The sequence below is a fragment of the Parvularcula sp. LCG005 genome (assembly GCF_032930845.1).
Classification (GTDB): domain Bacteria; phylum Pseudomonadota; class Alphaproteobacteria; order Caulobacterales; family Parvularculaceae; genus Parvularcula.
This window is the reverse complement of record NZ_CP136758.1, coordinates 310,341-331,797: the sequence shown is the minus strand read 5'-3', so window position 1 is coordinate 331,797 and position 21,457 is coordinate 310,341. Positions and strand designations below refer to the sequence as shown.

Sequence of the window (21,457 nt, the reverse complement as noted above, 5' to 3'; positions counted from 1 at the left end):
TCGTCCGCGCCTTTCGCATTGCCTTTCCTGCCAGCATGGCGGCCATGATCACCCCGCTTCTGGGCGTCGTTGACATGGCCGTGCTCGCCCGCGGCGCGACAACGACGGATATTGCCGGCGTATCGCTGGCTGCAGCTGTGTTCGCGATTGTCTACTGGACGCTGGGCTTCTTGCGCATGAGCCTTTCGGGACTGTCGGCTCAGGCCGATGGCCGCAATGACGAAGCCGGTCTGCGGGCGCATCTCATTCAGGGCGCGTTGCTTGGGTTTGTTCTCGGCTTTGTGCTCCTCATCCTCCGCCTGCCGATCAGTCAGGCCGCGCAGTGGATCATGGGCGGCGGCACGGATGTTTCGCCCGGCGCCCTTGGTGCCATGCGTGACTATATTGAAATCCGGCTTCTCGCGGCACCGCTGGCCATTGCATTTTTCGCAGGCGTGGGCTGGCTCACCGGTCAGGGGAGGACCGGGCTGATGATGGTCGTCGTGGTCTCAGTGACGATCCTCAACGCTGTTCTTGACGCCTGGTTCGTTCTTTATCTGGACTGGGGCGTCAAGGGTATCGCCGCTGGCACGGCCCTGGCCGAAGGGCTCGGTACAGTCTTGCTGGGCGGCGTTATCCTCGGGGTCCTGCATCGGCGCGGCGGGATCCGCCAGCACTGGGACCTGGCGCGGCTGCGCGAGAATTTACGATCGATCCTTGCCCTGAACATGGACATCGCCATACGGACTTTTCTGCTGGCTTTTGTATTTGCCTGGTTCGCGCGGGCGGGCGGACAGTTCGGCGATATCACACTGGCAGCGAATGAGGTCCTGATGCACATCGTCATGACCGCGGGTCTGCTGCTTGATGGACCTGCGATTGCTGCAGAAACACTGGTCGGAAAGGCACTGGGCGCCACCAACGATCGACGCGCCCGGTTTCATGAAGCGGTCCGGTCGACCAGCACTCTGGCGATTGGCGCTGCACTTTGCCTGACCATCATCCTCTGGCTCGCCGCACAGCCGGTCATCGACCTTGTCATCCCGCCGCAGGGAGATATGCGGGACCTGCGAGCGGTCATCGGCCAATATTATCCATGGGCCATCATCGGTCCCATCGTCATGATGGTGCCGTTCCAGCTCGACGGCATCTTCATCGGCGCCATGCGCGGAAATGTGCTCCGCAACGCCATGCTCGCCTCTGTCGGTCTATTTGCCGCAGCCCTGATCGGTGTTGTGCCCATCCTCGGCAATCATGGTCTCTGGCTGGCTTTCGTCGTCTTCATGCTCAGCCGCGGGGTCATGCTGCTGATCGCCTGGCCAGGCTTTCGGCGCCTGACGGGCTGATCACGGGAACAGATCGCCGCCCCCATCCGTTTCTTGTGCAAGCCATGAAATGGAGGCTCATATGGAAAATCTGCGCGGTCCACAGGACAAAGACGAAAATAGCCGTCAACGCTTCGAGCATCCGCCGAGCAATGAAAAATTTGCCGATGTCGAGCGCCCGGCGACAGAGCCGGACAATCTTGAAGATCAGCCCCTCCCCGTCGACCTGACCGATGATCCCGTCTTCTCACCGGAAGACGCCCGGACGCCGGAACAGAACGAGACATACAATGCGGACAAGGGCGTGATGAAACAGTCCACCGAGGACGACCCCGATCCAACCGGCGAGCGTCTGGAACAGGATCTGGGCGATCTGTCCGACGCCACACCACTCTACCAGAAAGGCTGACGCCTTCCCGTCCGCATCCGCCCTGCCAGAGACAATCTGGCAGGGCTTTTTTGCGTCTGAGTCATGGCCACAGCGCGCCAAGCTGGTAAAAGCCAGCCCGATGAAGACGCATCCCATCTCGCAACTCGCCAATCCGGCGCGCTTTCTGGCGGTCACACGACCGGTCATGCCCGTTCTGTGGGTTCTGACGGCGCTTTGCCTGGCCGCTGGCACCTATATGGCATTCATCACCTCGCCGCCTGATTTCCGGCAGGGCGAAAGCGTCCGGATGATGTACGTCCATGTCCCCGCAGCATGGCTCGCGCTCCAGACCTATGCGGCCGTCGCGATCGCCAGCTTTGTTGGATTTGTCTGGCGCCATCGCCTCGCCGACCTTGCCGCGCGCGAGGCCGCCAAAATCGGCCTTGCCTTCACTGTCCTTGCACTGATGACCGGCAGTTTCTGGGGTAAGGTCACATGGGGCGTGTATTGGGACTGGGATCCGCGACTGACATCCATGCTGGTGCTGATGTTCATCTATGTTGGCTATATCTCAATTTGGCAGGCGGTTGAGGGCGAAGCCCGCGCCGCTCGGCTCGCCGCCCTGCTGGCAATGCTCGGCGCGATCAACCTTCCCATCATCAAGTTTTCTGTCGACTGGTGGGACAGCCTCCATCAGAAGGCCACCGTGATCCGCGAGGGCGGGCCCTCAATGCCCGCCTCGATGCTGTGGCCGCTCCTCCTGATGGGCCTTGGCTATTTTTTCCTCTCCATCGCCTATACGATCTTGCGCACACGGACCGCCCTCGTCGAGCGGACCGTCCGCCAGCCTGAAAGCCGTGCTCCATCACGCGCCCAACTTGAAGCCATTCCCGAAGGAGGCGGTCATGAGTGAGCCCACGATTGGCGCTGGCATCGTCACCGCTGACCCCACCCTTTTTATCGGCCTGTCCTGGGGTCTGTCGGCCCTCATTCTGGGGGGCCTCGTGCTGCACGCTGTCCTTGCGGCAAGGCGAGTGAAACGATGACTGGCAAGAAGCCTACCTCCCCCTTTCGCAAGCGGCAGCGTCGCCTTTTGATGCTGGGTATTGTTCTGCCAGCATTCTTCGGCGCAACGGCTCTTGCCCTGTTCGCGGTCAGTCAGACCAAGGTCTATTTCTATGCGCCGTCGGGATTGCCGGCGCTGTCAGAGCTGCCGGACCGTGAGATCCGCCTCGGCGGCATGGTCGAGAAGGGATCGCTGAAGGCTGGCGAAGCGGTCGCCGTCACCTTCACCATCACTGACGGCGAAAAATCCGTCCCGGTCATTTTCGATGATGTCCTGCCGGGCCTTGTCGCAGAAGGCGATGGTGTCATTGCACAGGGCCGGATGCGCGAGGACGGCACGTTCATCGCCTCAACTGTCCTGGCGCGCCATGATGAAAACTACATGGCCCCGGAAGTCGCAGACGCGCTGAAAGAAACAGGCGCCTACGAACAATATATAAATGACAAGCGCCGCTAGGGCACGACGGGACCCATGCGTCGGCACGGCTGGTCATAAATCGCAATATTGTCGAACCAGCTCTGAACGGTTCGGTAGCTTCCATCGGCATTTTTCGGCGCCCAGCTGGGATCATTGCCGCCATGGAACGTCACGATCACAAATCGGCTGATCAGAGATTCTGGTGAAAAGACGCTTCGGAATGTCAGTCCCGTCTGTTCCCGCACGGGCGTTCCATTCAGATAAAGACGCGTGAAACCGGGCGTGCCATCCTCCGTATTCAGACGGGTATGGAGGGTGACCGCAAACCACTCGTCCGTGGGGAAAGCTGCATCGCTTAACGCCGTCCCGATCTCGCCGTACTTCCCGGGCTGGTCCTGATGATAGGTGTAGGTGAGCGGCACACCCTCTGCGCCCCACATGATGCGGGCCGACCAGCCCTCGGGCGTCAGCGCCTGCCCGCCCGTGACCGAGCGATCGGGGACGAAGCCGTGCATCTTGCCGCCGCGGACGAACGGGAAGTCCTTCTCGAATTTGACATCGAACGACAGGCTGAGTTCCTCATACCCGTCCTTCAGCGGAATATTTGCATAGTTCCGCTCACTTCCATGCGCATCGCCGACGTAGTTTGACTGCAGCACGTGCTGACCGTTTTCCTTGATAACGGAGAGATTGGGATGATGCGTCATGAGAGCCGCGGCAGTACTGGATGCGTCTTCAAAATCCTCGGCCGCAATAGGGACGCTGGCCGCGCAAGGCAGTAAATCCATGGCAAACATCGTCGGCACCTCCCCGTTTTCGCTGACCCTAAAGCACCCTGCCAAAGCAGGCCAGTTGACAAATGAACATTGTTCATTTTATACGGTTCTGGTCATTCAGGAGGGCCTTATGCCCCGTTCAATTCTGTTCCGCGCCGCCTACTATCTCGTGTCGACATTTTTCGTCGTCACCGCGATGCCCCTGCTTCTGTGGCCGACGCGCCGACCGGTCGCACGCTGGATACAGGCCTATTGCCAAGTCATGGTCTGGCTGATGCGGCATATTGGCGGCATTGATGTGCGGTTGCGTGGCCTGGACCACCTGCCCGATGGGCCGTTCATCATTGCGTCCAAGCATCAAAGCTGGGGCGACGGCTTCGTCGTGTTCGCCGCCATTCCGGACCTGGCCTTTGTTACTGGCGGTCACCTTCTGAACTATCCCCTGCTGGGCCCCATCCTGCGCAAGCTCGGGGCGATTGTCGTGAACAATTGCGGCGGCGTGGCTGCACGGGGCCGGTTGATGGCTGAAGAGATGGAAAAAGCGAGCGCCGAGGGCCGGTCCATCCTGATCTACCCCGAAGGGCACCTGTCCCCCGTGGGCACCCAGCACCGCTATCGCAAAGGCGTCTTTCATCTTTATGAGAAAATGAACTGTCCTGTCGTACCGGTGGCCACCGATCTGGGCTTGCGCTGGCCACAGCAATCGGCGTGGATCGTGCCTGGCCCCTGCTCGGTGGAATTTCTCCCCGCCATCGCGCCAGGTCTGGACAAGGAATGTTTCATGGCCGAGCTTGAGCAGATGATCGAAACCCGTTCCCTTTCGCTTCTCCACGACCAGGCGGCAGCCGGCACCCTGCCCGCCGCTATCGTCCCATCGATACCGACCCCTGCATGACCAGTTTCATACCAACGCGGCGGTTCTGGCCCCTGTGGGGCGCGACGACCCTTGGGGCGTTTGCCGACAATACCCTCCGTATGGCAACAATCCTGGCCGTTCTTGCGGCGTTCAATGCAGGCGACACGGGGGTCTTCAGTCTGCCTTGGGGGATGGGTGAGCGGGCCAGTGCAATTGTCTCGATCTGCTTCACCCTGCCAATCTTTCTGTTCTCGCTGATCGCCGGCCAGTTGGCTGATTGTCGGCCGCGACACAGCCTGATCCGCAAGCTGAAGATCATCGAAGTCATGCTGATGGTGCTGGCAGCGATATTCTTCCTTATCGGGTCGGCCCCGCTGCTGCTGGCCACGATGTTCGTCATGGGCGCGCAGTCAGCGTTTTTCAGCCCCGTCCGCAATGCCGTCATGCCCCAGCTCTTTGGCCCGGGCGAGTTGATCCGGGCGAATGGCTACTACAATGCCGGCCTGTTCGTGGCGATCATCGCCGGTTACGGCCTTGGCGGTCTGTTCGTGAACCAGGAAGGCGGCAGGCTGATCGTCTCTGCCATGCTTATTGGTGCTGCCGGTCTTGGCATGCTGTCATCCTTCTACATGCCGGAGACCCACGCGCCCGGACATCGCCCCATTGACTGGAACATCCCCAAAGTGGCGTGGAAACAATACGCCCACGTCTTCGAGATGAAGGGCGTCTTCTATCCCATGCTCGGAATCGGATGGTTCTGGTTCGTTGCCTCGGCCGTTCTCGCCAATCTGCCCGACTATGTGTCGGAAGTCCTGGGGGGCAACGATGCCAGCATCTCCGCGGTACAGGCCCTTTTTGCGATTGGCGCCGGGATCGGCTCGATTATTGCGGGCATTTGGGGGGGCCGCGTCCGTGACAGCTTTACACTGGCGGGCATTGGCGTCTTTGGCACGATCGTTGGCTGTTTCCTGATCTGGCTCGTCAGCCTTGGCGCCAATCCTGACCTGCCGATCTTCCGGCCTCAAAGCATACCCCTCCTGATTCTTCTGTCCTGTACCGCCGCGGCCAATGGCCTCTTTGCCGTCCCCATGATGGCAGCGCTGCAGCAGCGTGCGCCTGAAGATGAGCGGGCAAAGGTCATGGGGACGTCGAACATGACGAATGGCGCGGCCGCAACGATTGGCGCCGCGCTCCTGCTCCCCCTGCGCGGGGCGGGCCTTGGCGCGGAGGATGTCTTCCTCGTCCTTGCGGTCCTGCAGCTTTGCGTCCTGCTGTTCATGCTACGGCGGCAGACAGCCATTAAAAAAGCGGCGGCTACCGTCTATGGCAGCCCGCCGCTTTCATCAGATCCTGCCATCAGCAAGACACCCTGAATAATCAGGATGCCTTATCCTTGTTGTCCGAGGTCCAATATGATGCACACGGAATGCGCCGCTTGTCACAACGGTGCGCGTATTTCTTGGCGATTTCCTGCACCTCTTCCATCAGACCCGCATCAAGGGTCGTCGGGTTGAGCCCCAGTTGAAGGAACTGCTTGTTCTCGACCTGCAGCTCATTCTCATCCGCTTCCTTGCGCGGATTGGGAATTCGGTCGATTTCGCAGCCCGTCTTGTCGGCAATCATCTGCGCCAGGTCCCGTACGCGACGCGTTTCGGTCATCTGGTTCAGAATCATCACCCGGTCGCCGCGCTCTGGCGGATTGGTCACCGCCAGTTCGATACATTTGACCGTATCCTGAATGTGGATGAACGCGCGCGTCTGCCCGCCCGTGCCATGAACGGTGAGCGGGTATCCGATCGCCGCCTGCATCAGGAAGCGGTTGAGGACCGTGCCGTAGTCGCCATCATAATCAAACCGGTTGATCAGCGCTTCATCAAGACGGGTTTCTTCGGTCTGGGTGCCCCAGACAATGCCCTGGTGAAGGTCGGTGATCCGCAGGTGATCGTTCTTTGCATAATAGGCAAAGAACAGCTGATCCTGCGTCTTGGTCATGTGATAGATCGAGCCGGGATTGGCCGGATACAGAATTTCCTGCTCAACAAGGCCATTGACGCCGGCATCAACCTGAACCGTCAGATAGCCTTCCGGGATGACCATGCCGGCCGTCCCGTAGCCATAGACCCCCATCGTCCCCAGATGCACGACGTGGATATCAAGGCCGCTTTCAACAATTGCCGCCAGCACGTTGTGCGTCGCATTGAGGTTATTATCGACCGTATAACGCTTATGGGACGCTGACTTCATCGAATAGGGCGCAGCGCGCTGTTCGGCGAAGTGCACCAGCGCATCCGGCTGATAGGAATGCAGCAGGTTCAGAAGATCAGTATATTGATGAGCAACATCAATGAACTTGACCGAAATGTCCTTGCCAGACACGCGCTTCCACGCCGCAACCCGATCGGTCAGCGGCGAAATGGGGGTCAGGGACTCGACTTCCAGCTCAACATCAATTTTTCGACGCGAAAGGTTATCGACGATACAGACGTCGTGCCCCTGTGCCGACAAATGCAGGGCCGTCGGCCACCCGCAAAAACCATCCCCGCCCAGAACGACAATTTTCATCCACTACCCACCTTTCGGACATTCAAGGTTCTCACTCTTAGAGACTGGCTAGCAGATTTGACAACGGTTTGGTGGGATTGTTTCGGCCAAATATATGGTTCAAAACGGTAAAGCGCAGCGATAATTGCATGGATATGCGACACGTTGCGTCTTTTAGGGACAATCGGTTGGGCGTTATCGTCCCGGTTGCAGAAATAATGGGTTTATCGCTCCTGGACACTGCGAAGGATGTGCTGTCGGCGCTGCTGCCGGTCAGCTGGACGAGCGAACGAGCGCCTGTGGCGTGCAATCTCGCCCGCTCCATTATCCTTGTAGGCCAGGACCAGAACGATGATGGGTGCGTGCGCCAGCGCCGCGCCCTTAAACCGATCCTGCACGAAATCCGCCGCGTCCACATCAACGTTGTCGAGATCTACGGCAATGACGTACCGCGCCGGAACGGCCAGCCCATGAGCTGGCTGAACACCCGCAAGCTGCGCCGCAGTCTGGATGTCAAATCCGGCTTTCACTTTCTGTGTGTCGATGATCAGGGTGAGATCGGCGTCCGCGGTCGCGTGCCTGTGTCCCAGGCCGTGCTTGCCGAGCTGGTAATGGGTGAAGAGCGGATGGCCCTGCCCCCGCCCAAGCCGGAACGGCCAAAGACCCGGCGCCCCGGCGATGACCGGGCCGAAGATGTCGAGGCCGAGCGGTCCCCGTGGTCAGTAGGCGTTCTTCGGTAGAATCACTGCCAGCACTGTCATCACGATGATGCGCAGGTCGAAGGTCAGGGACCAGTTCTCAATATAAGCAAGATCGTGCCGGATCCGCGCGGCCATGGTTTCGTCATCCGCGGTTTCCCCGCGGAACCCTTTGACCTGGGCCCAGCCGGTGATGCCGGGCTTCACCTTATGGCGGGCGGCGTAATCAGCGATGATGTGCATGTAGTATTTGTCGTGGGCAATCGCGTGAGGGCGCGGTCCGACGAGCGACATGTCACCGCGCAGCACATTCCACAGCTGCGGCAGTTCATCGAGGCTGGCGCGGCGCAGGAAACGGCCGACGCGCGTGATACGGTCATCGTCCTTGGTCGCCTGGACGACCGTATCCCCGTTTTCCATCACGCGCATGGTCCGGAATTTCACGATCGGGAAAATCTCACCGGCAAAGCCCTGGCGGTTCTGGATGAAGAAAATGGGCCCCGGGCTGTCCAGGCGGACGGCGATGGCGCAGATCACCATGATCGGCAGGGCAAACAGGAAGAGAATGGAACCGAGGATCTTGTCCTCGAGCATTTTCACGAAATTGTTCCAGCCCGTGATCGGTCGGCGATGAACCGTCAACAGGGGCATGGTGCCGATAGTCGTCATCTGGCCAACGCCGCGCTCGAGCCAGAAATGGTCAGGACAGAGGGCCACATGCACCGGCAAGGCACTCAACCGGCTAATGATCTGCGTGATCTGCTCAGATTTCGAATCGGGCAGGCACAGGATGACATCGTCCAGCATGCCGGCTTCGACCAGCGACTGGGCCTGATCCATGGCGCCCTGGCCAGTCTCGGCCATTTCTTCGGCAGTATAGCGGGCGACAACCAGCAGGCCGCTCTCCCGCTCACCCGCACGCTTGAGAAAAAGCTCCGCAACTTCATCATCGCCGACAACGGCAATTTTCCGGCACAAGCTACGGCCATCACGGGTCAGATTGCGCAGGACCCAGGTCGTCGCGAAGCGGCCCAGCACCAGGCCAACGGTCGCGAAAAGCGCCCAGGCCAGCAGCCAGCTGCGGGACAAAAGCTGTGAAACACCAAAAGCGTAGGACAGTGCGATCAGGCTGAGCAGCGTCAGGCCCCAGCGCCAGACCACGCCGCGCAAGGAATCCCAACTGTGCAGCAACTGGTCGAAATGAAAATAGCCGCCCTGACGCAGCGCCTCTGCAAGGGCGAGGCCCGCAAGGAAACCGGTGCAGATCAGGATCCATGGATCGGAGGCGGTGGCAAAGCCATCGATAATTACGCCGCGGTCAGCCAGCGGTGTTGCCGCAAACGCAGCCCCGGTGATGATCATCACCGTGAGGGCAGCGGCGATATCACCGCACATTTCCCGAGACATGAACGGACGCCGCTTTGGCGGCGTCATCACAGCACGCTGACCGGTCACGCCGGGCTTATCTGACTGTGTTTGACCTGTACTGCTCACTGCTGATGTGCCTGTGTCCGCTCCGTCGTCTTTGCGAGCCGATGCAAATCCATCTGCTGCGGATTTCACACGTCGCCAGCCGAAACTAGTCACCATAGACCCGATCCCCGTGGGCGGCGCAACCACCTCTATGCTGCGATTGCACATTAACCTTGGTGCCGTTTGGGCGTTTCCCTTCCTAGCGAAAAAGTGTTTACCACATCCTGCAAAAGGGAAAGTTGTGCGATGAATATTTTTCTTGATGGCCTCATTGATATAACCCTGCGTGCGGGCAAAGCGATCATGGACGTCTATCAAGGCGGCTTTGAGGCACGGGAGAAATCTGATGGATCCTCTGTTACCGATGCCGATGAAGCGGGCGAAGCTATTATCGTCGCTGGCCTGAAGGCCGTTCATCCGGACATTCCGATTCTTGCCGAGGAAGCCGCCAGCCGCGGTGAAATGCCCGAGCTGGGCAGCAAATTCTTTCTCGTCGACCCGCTCGACGGCACCAAGGAATTTGTGAACCGAACGGCTGAGTTTACCGTCAACATCGCCCTGGTCGAGAATGGCCGCCCGGTGGCCGGCGTCGTTCTCGCCCCGGCGCTTGGCAAAATGTGGTTCGGCGCGATTGATACAGGCGCGTTCGTTCAGGAGATTGACCCCGCGACCATGGTCCGGACGGGCGTTCCCCAGACGATTACCGTCCGCATCAAGCCTGAAAACGGGCTGATCGCAGTGGCCAGCCGCAGCCATCGCAGCGCCGAAACAGAAAGCCTGCTGACCAAATTGGGGGCTGAAGAATTCAAGCCCGCAGGGTCGTCCCTGAAATTCTGCCTCGTGGCTGAGGGTCAGGCGGACGTGTATCCCCGTCTTGGGCGGACGATGGAATGGGATACGGGCGCCGGTCAGGCCGTGCTCGAGGCCGCGGGTGGCCGTGTGCATGAGCTAGATGGCGAGACCGAGGGCGGCCCGCTTCTTTATGGTAAGAAAGAGCGCGGCTATGACAATCCGCACTTTATCGCCTGGGGGGCGTAACTGACGCCTGCGGAAGAAATCCGCCAACAGGCGCTGACGCTTGGCTTCAGCGTCTGTCACTTTACGGATGCCGGCCTGCCCGATGAGGTCGGCGCCCGGTTACGCAACGCCATTCAGGACGGCCATCATGGCACAATGGCGTGGATGGAAAACCGCGTCGAACAGCGCAGCCACCCCCGCGCCCTCTGGCCTGAGGCGAAGAGCGTTATCATGCTCGGCCTAAACTATGGCCCTGAGACAGATCCCCTCACCGCACTGGAGCACGAGGACCGCGGCGTCATCTCCGTCTACGCCCAGAATGAAGACTATCATGACGTCATCAAGAAGCGGCTGAAGCAGCTGGGACGCTGGCTGATCGATCAATATGGCGGCGAGATAAAGGTGTTCGTCGACACGGCGCCGGTGATGGAAAAACCACTCGCGGCACAGGCCGGTCTAGGCTGGCAGGGCAAGCACACCAATCTTGTCAGTCGCGAATTTGGCTCCTGGCTTTTTCTGGGATCGATCTACACCACGCTCGACCTCGACGCTGATACGCCGGAGACAGATCATTGCGGGTCATGCCGGGCGTGTCTTGACATCTGTCCGACCGCCGCCTTCCCCGCGCCATACCGCCTCGATGCTCGGCGGTGTATCAGCTATCTGACAATCGAGCACAAAGGCACGATCGACGCCGCCCTGCGCCCGCTCATGGGTAACCGTATTTATGGGTGCGACGACTGTCTCGCCATCTGCCCCTGGAACAAATTTGCCGAAGAGGGGCGCGAGGCAAAGCTGATTGCCCGCGACACGCTGCGCTCGCCCTCTCTGGCGACCCTTGTACAATTGGATGACGCTGCGTTCCGTTCGCTTTTTACGAAAAGTCCGGTCAAACGGATCGGACGCGACAGGTTTGTGCGCAATGTTCTGATTGCCATCGGCAATAGTGCGGACACAGCCTTTCTACCGCTGGTGAAGAACCGCCTCACGGACGAGGCGCCTGAGGTGCGCGCCATGGCGGTTTGGGCATGGCGGTGTCTCGGCGGCGCAGAGGACGCCCTTGGCCACCTTCATGAGCGCGAAAACCACCCCGATGTCAGGCAGGAGCTGACTGCCGCCGCCCCTTGACCTGCGACACTTCCACTGGCTCTCCCGCCTGCGGCACGACGTTGATCGTCTGGGTGGGGAACGCAAATTCGATATCACGCTCGCCGAAGACCTGCATGATCTTGCGGTTCACCAGCGTGCAGTGGTCCAGATAGGTAAACCAGCCACGATCCGTATCGCGCTGGACGTCCTCTCCCTCGCCCATGAAATAGTAATAATAGGCCCGAATGATCAGTACGCTGTCCTCAAATTTGGGGAAGCTGATATGGGCGCCGTCTCGGTCATGGCCCTTGGCGCTATCGAGCACCTCTTCGTCTTCGAAGACATCATGCAGCGCCTGGATCGCCCGGTCGACCTCGTCGGGTGCATTCCGATAGGGAAGCGCGATGTTGAGTTCTGTACGGATATAATCGCGGGCGGACAGGTTCTGCACTTCTTTGTCGATGAACTGCATATTTGGAATGGTGATAAGGTCGCCGGACAGATCCTTGACCTTCACGGACTGAAGCTGAATGTCCTCGACCACCGCGATATGACTGCCCAATTCGCCCTTGAAGACGATCCAGTCGCCGACAACGAATGGCCTGTTGGCGAAAATGGTGATGGCGCCAAACAGGTTCTTCACTGAGTCCTGTGCAGCAAGCGACAGGGCCAGACCGAAGACGCCGAGACCGACCAGCAGCGCCCCTACATCCATGCCCAGCACATTCTGCAGCACGAAGAGAAGGATGATGGTCAAAATGACTACACGAATAATCCGCTGAATGATGGTCACCACCATGCGGTCATAATGAGTGTCTTTACCGGTACCGATCCGACTACGGAACAAGGCGGAAGCGGCATCGATCAGGGATAGAATGAAAAGCGCAACGGCGATGACCAGAAGGAAGCGGGGTATTTGATAGGATAGTGATTTGAGAACGGGACCAAGGGTCAGAAAGCCGAGCGCGATCGTGAAGGCGAAGATAAAGATGAGAAGGCCACCAGCCCGACCAACGCCTTTCAGGGTCGAGCCGAGCAGTGGCGTCAAATCTTCATTTGCTCTGCCAGCAAGATATTTCATACCGGCATGAAATAGCCGGCCCGCGACAAGGCCGCCCACAAGAGCGAGCGCGAAGAATCCCCAATCGAGCAGGCTGGTCTGCTCGTACAGGGGCGAGAACACCGTCATGAAATACTGACCATCCTGAGCCTGATCATAATGCGGTGGGATGGCCGCCAAGGACTTTTTCAGGCCCGGCAGACTGTCCAGTGTTGTTTGTGTGAAGAGCCATTTCTTCGGCGCAACCTGCCTCAGGGCAATCTCACCTTCTGGCGGCGAGCTGGCGGCGGACCAGATCCAGTCGTGATCAACCGCCAGGGGAAACACTTCAAATCGTGTATCACCGGACTGTTCGACGCGCTTCGCGCCAGGCAGCTCAGCTGCGGAGATCGGCCCGATCCGCGTGAGAACGGCGTAAAGATCGTCTGCCTGCGCTCGAGTGGCATAGGCCGGGAGGCTCGCCAGCGCGCGTTCGTACCCGATTTCGTCGTAACCGCGGCTGACCAGCAGCATGGCTTCGGTAAACGTCTTCAAACTGTCGCGTGGACTTTCCTGACTATTGTAGCGTGGGTTCTCTACGCGATCCCGCTCTTCACCGGGCTGGATCTGGCGGATCAGAAGACGGCTGCCGGAACCCACCGCTTCCATCAGATCGGAGAAGCCGCTGGGGCGCTGCGCCTCGTCATTATTCTTCTGCCCACCAAGCAGTTGGGCGTCCGCAGATACGACGGTCAACGCCATGACCAGGAAAGCGGTGACGACATGGCGAAGACATGGGGCAATGAAGGTCATGGTTTTCAACTAGAGCGGCAACACGTCGCGGCAATAAAAAAGGGCCGGGCATGCGGCCCGGCCCTCTTATCATTACATTGCAGGCGCGATTAGGCGGCGACGCGATCTTCGTGACGGCCTTCCCGAACCTCTTCAATGATCTTGGCACAGAAGGCATCAAGGTCACCGGGGTTCCGGCTGGTAATCAGCGCTTCATGAACGACGACGGCCTCGTCCTTCCAGTTCGCACCGGCATTGACCAAGTCCGTCTTGATCGATTTGTACGACGTGACGTCACGACCTTTTACAACACCCGCTTCGATGAGCAGCCATGGCGCGTGGCAAATCGCGGCAAGTGGCTTTTTCGTGTTGAAGAAGTCGTACACGAATTTTACCGCCTGCTCATTAGCGCGGAGCAGGTCTGGGTTGATCTGACCACCGGGCAGGACCAGCGCGTGATAGTCATCGACTGTCACCTGATCGATCGTCTTGTCGACCTTAACGCTCTCGCCCCAATTATCCTTGTCCCAGCCTTTGATTTCGCCGGGTTCCAGCGAGACGACGTGGACTTCTGATCCGGCGTCGCGAAGCTGGCGCAGGGGCTCCATCAACTCTGATTGTTCGAAACCATTCGTAGCAAGAATAGCAATTTTTGAATTCTGAATCTTCGTCATAATTTTTTCCTTCCGTTGTGGACGGCTACACAACTAACGGAGGAAGGCCCGCATACGTTCCATATCAAAGGCTGCGGAAGAGTGTCGTTTTTGTCATGAAAATGCCGCCCCCGGTCAAGGAGCGGCATCCAAAAGCATATTGATTTTAGCGATCCGCTCTGCGCCGACGACGGACAGCGCCGATCCCCGCCAGACCACTGGCCATCAGAAGAGCTGCGGCAGGCACCGGCACCGGATCGACCGGGATGGAAACGTCCGCCGTGAAGCCAATGTTCTGGAAATCCACCTGGCGGTTGGTGCCGGACAACAGCGCCACGACAAACTGGACGTTCAGCGGTGCCGCAAGAACGATATCCTGCGCTGTGATACCACCAGGAGAGCCGAGATCGGGCTCGATCGAAAGGCTGCCGACTTCAACATTGTCCTTGTTGAAGAAAGTGAAGTCGATATTGTCGACGTCATAGCTCTCGCCGTTATAATTCCAGAAATGCAGTGTACTGATATCGTATTCCTGACCGAAATCGAAAATCAGTTCCAGCGCGCCACCGGCTTCATCTGCCGTGTACCAGATGTGGGTGGTCTGATTGTGAAACTCCTCAGCATCGGCCGAGGGCGCATCAATGACCTTGTCGATGGTCTGCCCGCCGTTGAACGTATTGTTGAACGTCCCCGGCGACGTGCCATCGCTCACCTCAACACTGATATTGTCAATATTCAGATAGACGGGCGCAGCATGTGCGGCAGAAAACGAAGCAAAACCGAACAGGCTTGCAGCAGTAATGAGTGACTTTTTCATGGCAAATTCCCCTTGATACCGTCTCTACGGTAGTCGGCAGGGACAGTGCGCGCAAGAAAGCACTGCAGAATCCAACTATTTATTATTTAGCGTGACCGGTTTTCCCATCAGTTTACGCAACTGTGTCTACGCGTTAAAAAACGAGGTCTGCCGCAGACGGAGCGATTCGCCACCATCCCGCTATACCATAGCGTGTGCGAATGGTTTCGCGGACCTCATGGGGGATCGCCTCAGACCGCATCAGCAGGATATCGCCGCCGCGCGGCTGGATGACCGCCGTCGGAGGAATCCTGTCGAGAGCGGCCAGCATGGTCTGGCCGCTTGTCGGGTCGACTGGCACATGGTCCCACAGGGCCAACGTGCCGCCATCTGCCTCGTCCCATGCCTCGTTGAGATAGCACACGAGGGACATGACCCGGTTTTTGGGCGTATGGCCGCGAATAGGTCTCTCACCAGCGGGGCGCGAAGGATGGGCGAACGCATCCAGATGCCGCGTATAGTGGCCACCGGGCGGATAAATCGCATAATGCGCCTCAAAGCTTTGCAAGCCCGCAAACAGCTCGCGATTCATGGCCTGCCGCAGCGTCTCGCAATAGCGCAGAAAAGCGATCTGAACCGGTGATGATCCATCAAGCCAGGTGATGCGCGTCCGCCGGATGTTGCGGTCCTGCTGATAATCGGCCCCTCGCCCTACACCCGCATCCTTGGTCACCGATGCAGCATCGAGGCGGATCGCTTCATCACGCAGGGCGGTGACCAGCGCGGGAGAAAGAGCGCCCGTCGCGCGGGCCCAGCCGTCCGACGCCAGGCTCGCTGTCAGGCTGGCCGCCAGATTGGCGCTGAGGCCCGTTTCTCCATCAAAAAAGGGCTGGTCTGGACCAGCCCCATTCACGACGTTCATTCAAGAACACCTGTTGTCTAATGTCATTGAGTTCTCAGCGGGGTGCGAGAACCATCATCATCTGGCGACCCTCGAGTTTGGGAAGGGCCTCGACCTTGGTCGTGCCTTCAAACTCTTCGCGCACCTTGTTGAGAAGCTCCATACCGCGCTCTTGGTGGGCCATTTCACGCCCCCTGAACCGCAGGGTCACCTTGACCTTGTCGCCTTCTTCAAAGAACCGACGCATCGCCCTGGTCTTCACCTCATAATCATGGATGTCGATGTTCGGGCGCATCTTGATCTCTTTGACCTCGACGACTTTCTGCTTCTTCTTGGCTTCAGCCTTTTTCTTCTGCTGCTGATATTTGAACTTGCCGTAGTCCATCACCTTGCAGACAGGGATGTCGCCGCCCGCGACCTCGACAAGGTCAAGGCTGGCACCGGCCGCGATGCCGATCGCTTCATCAATGGCGATAGGGCCTTTTTTCTCGCCCTGTTCGTCAATCAGCAGGACCTTCGATGCCCTGATCTGATCGTTCATCCGAGGACCCGTCTGTTTCGGCGGGGTCATGTTCTGTGGTCTGCGCGAGATGGTCGTCTCCTATATCAACTTCTGTGTCGGGGTGGCCGCGCCTTGCGCAAAAGGCAAGGGAAAGCGACCACATCGCGTTAATATAGCGCCTGGAGTGTCACCATTCAATTGAAATGGACGTGAATGAGCGTTGCGTCATGCAAATGCTCGCAGACCTTTCTTCGGTGCGCCCTTCAACAGCCCCATATTCCGCAACATGGAAATGGCCATTTCAGCATCGATCCGGCTGACATCCTGTGCTGTCAGCTTGATGACCTCGCGGCCAAAAAGGCTTTCAGCCTCAGACACATCCGCAGGGTGCAGCAGGAGAAGACCGGGACATCCGACCGATGCGCACAGATGCAGCTCGTCAGTGGCACCGGCCACGAAGAACTGCGCATGACGCGCCAGCATGGCAAGCTGCGACAGGTCCGCTTTCCCGGCCAGGTCAATGACCTGTCCCGCCCCCAGCGAACGCCCGTCACCCAGATCCTGCTTCGCGATGTCGTGCGCGAACGCGCTGATCTCATCAGGTCCGATGACTACGGACTTGATGCCTTCCGCAGCAAGGGCCTGGGCCAGCACGGCATAGGCCTTGGCTGGCCAGCGGCGGGACGGGTCGGTTGCCGGCAACAGAAGGGCGAACTGCCCGGTGATCCCGAACCAGGAGGGCTGCATGTTGGCGGCGTCCTTGCGGGCGGTGAAAGCCCAGCGGAGATCCGGCAGGCGATGCTCCACCGGCAGGCGCGCATCGGACAGCAATTTGCGCATGGCAGGACCAGAGAACGACGCCGTCTGGCGACCTTCCTTCGTCATCACGCGTTTTGGCCCGATCCAGCGGGGGCCACGGAAACCGGTCATGGCCGAGCGCAGTTCCAACGTCGCCTTGGTGCCGTCGAGGTCATAGACCTGCTCGTAACCAATACGTTTCAGCTGGCTGACAAATTCCTTCTGGGCCGCTTTGTCATTGAAAGAACCGGCCGCAAGCACACGGTCAAAATGCGGTGAACCCTTGGCCAGCCGCCCAAACGCGGCAGTGGTCAGCAGATCGATCGGCACACCCGGGTTGGCCGCGCGGATCGCGGCAAAGGCCGGTTCAGCTTCGACAAACTGCCGCAAACCCTCTTGCTTCAGCACCAAAATACGCGCGCCGGGCATACTCACTATCCTGACTGGGCGGTGGGCCGCCCTTCTTGCGATGTTAAGGAGTTATAAACAGAAAGAGTAGCGTCCGTCATGGCCTCAATCGAGAATCGTTCAACAGCGCGCGCCCGCGCCGCAGCAGCAACCTTGCGACGCCCCGTCGGGGTCAGCGTCGCCCAGCGGGACACCGAGGTCGCAATCGCCTTGGCATCTCCCGGCGGGACAAGGCATCCGGTCTTTTCAGGATCGATGGTTTCCAACGATCCCCCATGGGCCGTGGCGATGACGGGCCGCCCCATGGCCTGCGCCTCTACAGAAACACGGCCGAAGGCTTCAGGCCGGGTTGAGGCGGATACGACGATGTGAGCCCAGTCATAGGCAGCTGGCATGTCTTCCCAATGGCCATGAATATGGACGCTGTCGCGCAAGCCTGCCTCCTCGATCTCTCGCCGCAGAGACGCTTCATAGTCGTCCCGCCCCTGGGCGCTGCCAACCAGAACGACCCGAACCGGGCCGATGGTTCCTTCTTCCTGCAAAAGCCTTGCCGCTGCGATCATTTCGCGCTGGCCTTTCCATTCGGTCAGACGACCCGGCAGAAGGATGCGGATGGCACCTTCACCGCCAAACGCCGTGAGCGCCGCCTGCTGACGGGCATCATCCAGTTGCTCAGGATCAAACCGTGACAGATCGGCCCCCCGGGGAATCACCACCATGCGGCCGGGGTCGAAAAACGGCGCATCGGCAAAGCTCTGCCGAACAGCCTCAGCAGTATATTCAGAGTTGGCGATCACCACCTCGCCCCGGGCCATCGCGGAATTGTAGAGGCGCTTCAGGGCGGTCTTGGCGCGATAAATACCATGATAGGTCGTGACGAACGGCGTTCCCGTGGCGCGGGCTGCGCCCAGCGCACTCCAGGCCGGCGCGCGTGACCGGGCGTGGATGACGGACACCTTCTCCCGTTTCACCAGATCGATCAGGCGGCCGCGATTGCCCCACATGGTCAGCGGGTTCTTTGATGCGGCAGGCATTGTGATGTGTCGGCTGCCTTCGTCTTCCAGCTGCGCCACCATCGGCCCACCTTCGGACACGACAAGAGATCGCCCGCCCGCAGCCACCACCGCCCTACCCACTTCGAGCGTTGTGCGCTCTGCTCCTCCGGTCTCCAGCGCCGGAATGACCTGCAATATGGTAATGCCCGAAAGATCCATCTTTGCACTCACATCCTTGTGCTCTTCGCCCCACGCGGTAGACACATTGCCCTATGGATCACAAGAGCACACCGCCCGTCACCATGGTCGACGGTCCGAAGACCGACCGCCTTGCCGTTCGCCAGCACAAAGGGGCGGGCCCGGGCCTGATATGGCTTGGCGGCTATGCGTCTGACATGTTGGGCACGAAAGCGACGGCCCTCTACGATCACGCGGCCGGTCGCGGCTTTGCCTGTACGCTGTTTGACTATTCCGGGCACGGTGAAAGCGATGGGGCCTTCGAAGACGGGACCATCGGCATCTGGGCCCGCGACGCGCTGCACATTCTGGATCATCACACGGAAGGGCCGCAGGTGCTGGTCGGTTCCTCCATGGGGGGATGGATCGCCGGACTTCTTGCCCGCTGGCGGCCAGAACGGATAGCCGGACTGGTGCTCGTCGCGCCTGCCCCCGATTTCACAGATGCCCTCATGCCGCTGCGCATGTCCGCCGAGGATCTATCGCGCATCAAACAGGACGGAAAGCTGGTTGTGCCGTCGGAATATGATGACAGCGAGATGGTCTATACAGCCGCCCTGTTCAGCGATGGTGATCACCATCTGATCTTTGATCAGCCGCTGGACGTCGATGTGCCTGTGCGGATCCTCTCCGGCATGGCGGACGACGTCGTGCCCTGGCGTCACGTCATGCGGTATGCGGATCATCTGTCGAGCACTGATGTGGTGGTGAGCCTTGTCAAGGCGGGCGACCACCGGATGTCTGGGCCCGAAGAGCTGAAGCGTCTGTTTGCCTTTGTTGACGAGCTGACAGCATGAGCGCGCCGCAGCCCAACCCTGCCACGCTGCCCTTGCGCAACATCTGGTATTTTGCCGCGCCCTCCGCCGAAATCAAAGCAGGAAAGATGGAGCGTCGCTTCTATCTTGGCCAGCCCGTCGTCCTTGGACGGACAAAATCCGGCAGGGTGTTTGCGATGCGCGATGTGTGCCCGCACAGGGCCGCGCCGTTCTCTGCCGGGCAACAGTCCGATGAACAGGGGCGGGCTTGCGTCGAATGCCCCTATCACGGCTGGAAGTTCGATGTGGAGGACGGCACCTGTCGCAAGATCCCCGCACTGAGTGAGCGGGAAGTTTTTGCTCGCGAAAAAGTCCGGGCCCCGATCTATCCGACCCATGAGCAGAAGGGCCTTATCTGGATCTACATCCCTGATGATCTGCGCCGCTTCGACGGCGTGCCCGACCTCGACCCGCCGCACATTCCGGATGATATTCCCGGCCCTGCGCCCAAGATGATTATCCACGCCAAGGCGGAAGGTCCCTATGACGAAGCGGTGATCGGGCTCGTCGACCCGGCCCACACGCCTTTCGTCCATCAGCAATGGTTCTGGCGCCGGCCCGGGGATGCGAGCGAGAAGGTCAAGGATTACGAGCCAACGGCCTTCGGCTTCCGGATGAAGCCGCACCGGCCATCGTCCAATGGACGCGCCTATAAGCTGATCGGCGGGGCCGCGACGACCGAGATCGAGTTTCGCCTGCCCGCCACGCGCCTCGAGACGATCCGCAACGAGAAATATACGATCCTCGGCTTGACCTGTATCACACCGACCGAGGACAACCGCGCCCTGATCACCCAGATGTTTTTCTGGAACATGCCGCTTCTGTCCGTTTTGAAGCCTTTTACCTATCCCCTGGCCAAGACCTTCCTCGGACAGGATGGTGCCATCCTCAGCGCCCAGAACGAAAATATCGCGCTGGCCAAGCCGGTCATGCTGTATGCCGGTGATCCCGACCGGCTGGCCCAGTGGTATTTGGCGCTGAAACGCGCCTATCTTGCAGGCGGTGCCGACAAGTTTGAAAACCCGATCGAGGCCACCCAACTTTACTGGCGCACTTGAGCGTCAAGGATGAAGGTATGAAACGCATCGCTGTCCTGCCCCTTCTTTTGCTCGTTGCCTGCGGCAATGCCGATACAAACGTGGAGGCGAGCACGCCCCCCGCCGCCGCGGCAGCCACAGCCGCCGTCCCAGAAGCAACTGATGCACCTGCGGCGCCAAAGACGTATACCTATGAGGTCGTAGAAACGTTTCCGCACGGTACGGAAGATTTTACGCAGGGTCTCTTCATCGCGGATGGCACCCTTTACGAAAGCACGGGCAAGGTTGGTAAGTCGACCCTGATCCGTCACGACATCATTGGCGATGGCGCGGAGAAGCGAGTCGCCCTGCCTGCCACGATCTTCGGTGAGGGGGCGACCGTCGTCGATGACCGCATCATCACCCTGACCTGGCGCGCAGGCACGGCCTATGTTTTTGATCTGGACACCCTCGAACAGGTCGGCACTTTCCAATATGCCGGCGAAGGCTGGGGCCTGACCTATGATGGCAGCCGCCTGATCATGAGCGACGGCACGGACACGTTGCGCTTCTTTGACCCGGCAACCTTTGAAGAAACCGGCCGGGTGCAGGTCAAGGCCAATGGTCGGCCCATTACGCGGCTGAACGAGCTGGAGTTCATCAAGGGCGAGGTCTGGGCGAATATCTGGCAGACCGACGTGATCGTCCGGCTCGATCCGTCCGATGGACACGTGACCGGCTTCATCAACCTCGCCGGGCTGCATCCAGACAGAGCGGATGTAAATGACGAAGTGCTGAACGGCATCGCCTATGATGCGGCTGCGGACAAAATCTATGTCACGGGAAAATGGTGGCCGAAAGTGTTTGAAATTGCCGTGGTGCCGACAGGCAAATAACG

At 59.6% G+C, this 21,457-nt stretch carries 23 protein-coding genes; 13 read left to right on the top strand and 10 right to left on the bottom strand.

The features are described from left to right. Positions 1-35 precede the first annotated feature (35 nt). From RUI03_RS01455 to ccmE, 5 genes are all read left to right on the top strand, one after another. Positions 36-1,325, top strand: coding sequence for an MATE family efflux transporter (locus RUI03_RS01455; protein ID WP_317289662.1), 1,290 nt, complete (start codon positions 36-38; stop codon positions 1,323-1,325). 61 nt (positions 1,326-1,386) lie between these two features. Then, the gene (locus RUI03_RS01450; protein ID WP_317288505.1) at positions 1,387-1,713 is read left to right on the top strand and encodes a hypothetical protein; all 327 of its coding nucleotides are present in this window, start codon (positions 1,387-1,389) and stop codon (positions 1,711-1,713) included. A gap of 100 nt (positions 1,714-1,813) precedes the next feature. Beyond that, complete coding sequence (ccmC, locus tag RUI03_RS01445) at positions 1,814-2,587, top strand: heme ABC transporter permease CcmC (protein ID WP_317288504.1); 774 nt, start codon at positions 1,814-1,816, stop codon at positions 2,585-2,587. After that, entirely contained in the window at positions 2,580-2,720 is a 141-nt protein-coding gene (locus RUI03_RS01440) for a heme exporter protein CcmD (RefSeq protein ID WP_317288503.1), read from the top strand. Before ccmC ends, RUI03_RS01440 begins: the two co-directional genes overlap by 8 nt. Continuing rightward, entirely contained in the window at positions 2,717-3,196 is a 480-nt protein-coding gene (gene ccmE / locus RUI03_RS01435) for a cytochrome c maturation protein CcmE (RefSeq protein WP_317288502.1), read from the top strand. The genes RUI03_RS01440 and ccmE overlap by 4 nt, the downstream gene beginning before the upstream one ends. Here ccmE and RUI03_RS01430 read toward each other — a convergent pair. Further along, positions 3,193-3,945: a polysaccharide lyase gene (locus RUI03_RS01430; protein WP_317288501.1), complete on the bottom strand. Its 753-nt coding sequence runs from the start codon at positions 3,943-3,945 to the stop codon at positions 3,193-3,195. The two genes, ccmE and RUI03_RS01430, sit on opposite strands and share 4 nt — an antisense overlap. 118 nt (positions 3,946-4,063) lie before the next feature. Between RUI03_RS01430 and RUI03_RS01425 the strand changes: the two genes are divergently transcribed. Both RUI03_RS01425 and RUI03_RS01420 read left to right on the top strand, forming a co-directional pair. Next, positions 4,064-4,828 carry a lysophospholipid acyltransferase family protein gene (locus RUI03_RS01425; RefSeq protein ID WP_317288500.1) on the top strand — a complete coding sequence of 255 codons (765 nt, stop codon included), beginning with the start codon at positions 4,064-4,066 and terminating at the stop codon, positions 4,826-4,828. Next, complete coding sequence (locus RUI03_RS01420; protein WP_317288499.1) at positions 4,825-6,162, top strand: MFS transporter; 1,338 nt, start codon at positions 4,825-4,827, stop codon at positions 6,160-6,162. Before RUI03_RS01425 ends, RUI03_RS01420 begins: the two co-directional genes overlap by 4 nt. A 4-nt stretch (positions 6,163-6,166) precedes the next feature. On the opposite strand, the gene RUI03_RS01415 is transcribed toward RUI03_RS01420, so the two are convergent. Next, on the bottom strand, positions 6,167-7,351 hold the full coding sequence (locus RUI03_RS01415; protein ID WP_317288498.1) for an NAD-dependent epimerase/dehydratase family protein: 1,185 nt from the start codon (positions 7,349-7,351) through the stop codon (positions 6,167-6,169). A gap of 197 nt (positions 7,352-7,548) precedes the next feature. Between RUI03_RS01415 and RUI03_RS01410 the strand changes: the two genes are divergently transcribed. Beyond that, positions 7,549-8,070, top strand: coding sequence for a hypothetical protein (locus tag RUI03_RS01410; RefSeq protein ID WP_317288497.1), 522 nt, complete (start codon positions 7,549-7,551; stop codon positions 8,068-8,070). On the opposite strand, the gene RUI03_RS01405 is transcribed toward RUI03_RS01410, so the two are convergent. Continuing rightward, complete coding sequence (locus tag RUI03_RS01405) at positions 8,050-9,618, bottom strand: undecaprenyl-phosphate glucose phosphotransferase (RefSeq protein WP_317288496.1); 1,569 nt, start codon at positions 9,616-9,618, stop codon at positions 8,050-8,052. The genes RUI03_RS01410 and RUI03_RS01405 overlap by 21 nt on opposite strands. Positions 9,619-9,747: 129 nt before the next feature. On the opposite strand from RUI03_RS01405, the gene cysQ reads away from it, so the two are divergent. After that, the gene (gene cysQ, locus RUI03_RS01400) at positions 9,748-10,539 is read left to right on the top strand and encodes a 3'(2'),5'-bisphosphate nucleotidase CysQ (RefSeq protein ID WP_317288495.1); all 792 of its coding nucleotides are present in this window, start codon (positions 9,748-9,750) and stop codon (positions 10,537-10,539) included. After that, positions 10,540-11,646 carry a tRNA epoxyqueuosine(34) reductase QueG gene (queG, locus tag RUI03_RS01395; RefSeq protein WP_317289661.1) on the top strand — a complete coding sequence of 369 codons (1,107 nt, stop codon included), beginning with the start codon at positions 10,540-10,542 and terminating at the stop codon, positions 11,644-11,646. Here queG and RUI03_RS01390 read toward each other — a convergent pair. The 7 genes from RUI03_RS01390 to RUI03_RS01360 form a co-directional block, all read right to left on the bottom strand. After that, positions 11,615-13,459, bottom strand: coding sequence for a mechanosensitive ion channel family protein (locus RUI03_RS01390; protein WP_317288494.1), 1,845 nt, complete (start codon positions 13,457-13,459; stop codon positions 11,615-11,617). The two genes, queG and RUI03_RS01390, sit on opposite strands and share 32 nt — an antisense overlap. Before the next feature lie 89 nt (positions 13,460-13,548). Beyond that, on the bottom strand, positions 13,549-14,112 hold the full coding sequence (locus tag RUI03_RS01385; RefSeq protein ID WP_317288493.1) for a type 1 glutamine amidotransferase domain-containing protein: 564 nt from the start codon (positions 14,110-14,112) through the stop codon (positions 13,549-13,551). 145 nt (positions 14,113-14,257) lie between these two features. Further along, the gene (locus RUI03_RS01380; protein WP_317288492.1) at positions 14,258-14,908 is read right to left on the bottom strand and encodes a VPLPA-CTERM sorting domain-containing protein; all 651 of its coding nucleotides are present in this window, start codon (positions 14,906-14,908) and stop codon (positions 14,258-14,260) included. Between the two features lie 133 nt (positions 14,909-15,041). Beyond that, a complete protein-coding gene (locus RUI03_RS01375; protein ID WP_317288491.1) occupies positions 15,042-15,809 on the bottom strand; it encodes a 2OG-Fe(II) oxygenase in 768 nt (255 codons plus the stop codon). Between the two features lie 34 nt (positions 15,810-15,843). Continuing rightward, positions 15,844-16,359: a translation initiation factor IF-3 gene (infC, locus tag RUI03_RS01370; protein WP_317288490.1), complete on the bottom strand. Its 516-nt coding sequence runs from the start codon at positions 16,357-16,359 to the stop codon at positions 15,844-15,846. A 156-nt stretch (positions 16,360-16,515) separates the two neighbouring features. Next, on the bottom strand, positions 16,516-17,517 hold the full coding sequence (locus RUI03_RS01365; RefSeq protein ID WP_317288489.1) for a glycosyltransferase family 9 protein: 1,002 nt from the start codon (positions 17,515-17,517) through the stop codon (positions 16,516-16,518). Positions 17,518-17,522: 5 nt separating this feature from the next. Beyond that, positions 17,523-18,722, bottom strand: a complete 1,200-nt coding sequence (locus tag RUI03_RS01360) for a glycosyltransferase family 4 protein (RefSeq protein WP_317288488.1) — start codon at positions 18,720-18,722, stop codon at positions 17,523-17,525. 41 nt (positions 18,723-18,763) lie between these two features. Between RUI03_RS01360 and RUI03_RS01355 the strand changes: the two genes are divergently transcribed. The 3 genes from RUI03_RS01355 to RUI03_RS01345 are packed head-to-tail and all read left to right on the top strand — an operon-like array spanning position 18,764 to position 21,455. After that, positions 18,764-19,525: an alpha/beta hydrolase gene (locus RUI03_RS01355; protein ID WP_317288487.1), complete on the top strand. Its 762-nt coding sequence runs from the start codon at positions 18,764-18,766 to the stop codon at positions 19,523-19,525. Then, complete coding sequence (locus RUI03_RS01350) at positions 19,522-20,601, top strand: aromatic ring-hydroxylating dioxygenase subunit alpha (RefSeq protein WP_317288486.1); 1,080 nt, start codon at positions 19,522-19,524, stop codon at positions 20,599-20,601. The genes RUI03_RS01355 and RUI03_RS01350 overlap by 4 nt, the downstream gene beginning before the upstream one ends. A gap of 17 nt (positions 20,602-20,618) precedes the next feature. After that, complete coding sequence (locus tag RUI03_RS01345) at positions 20,619-21,455, top strand: glutaminyl-peptide cyclotransferase (RefSeq protein WP_317288485.1); 837 nt, start codon at positions 20,619-20,621, stop codon at positions 21,453-21,455. Positions 21,456-21,457: the final 2 nt, after the last annotated feature.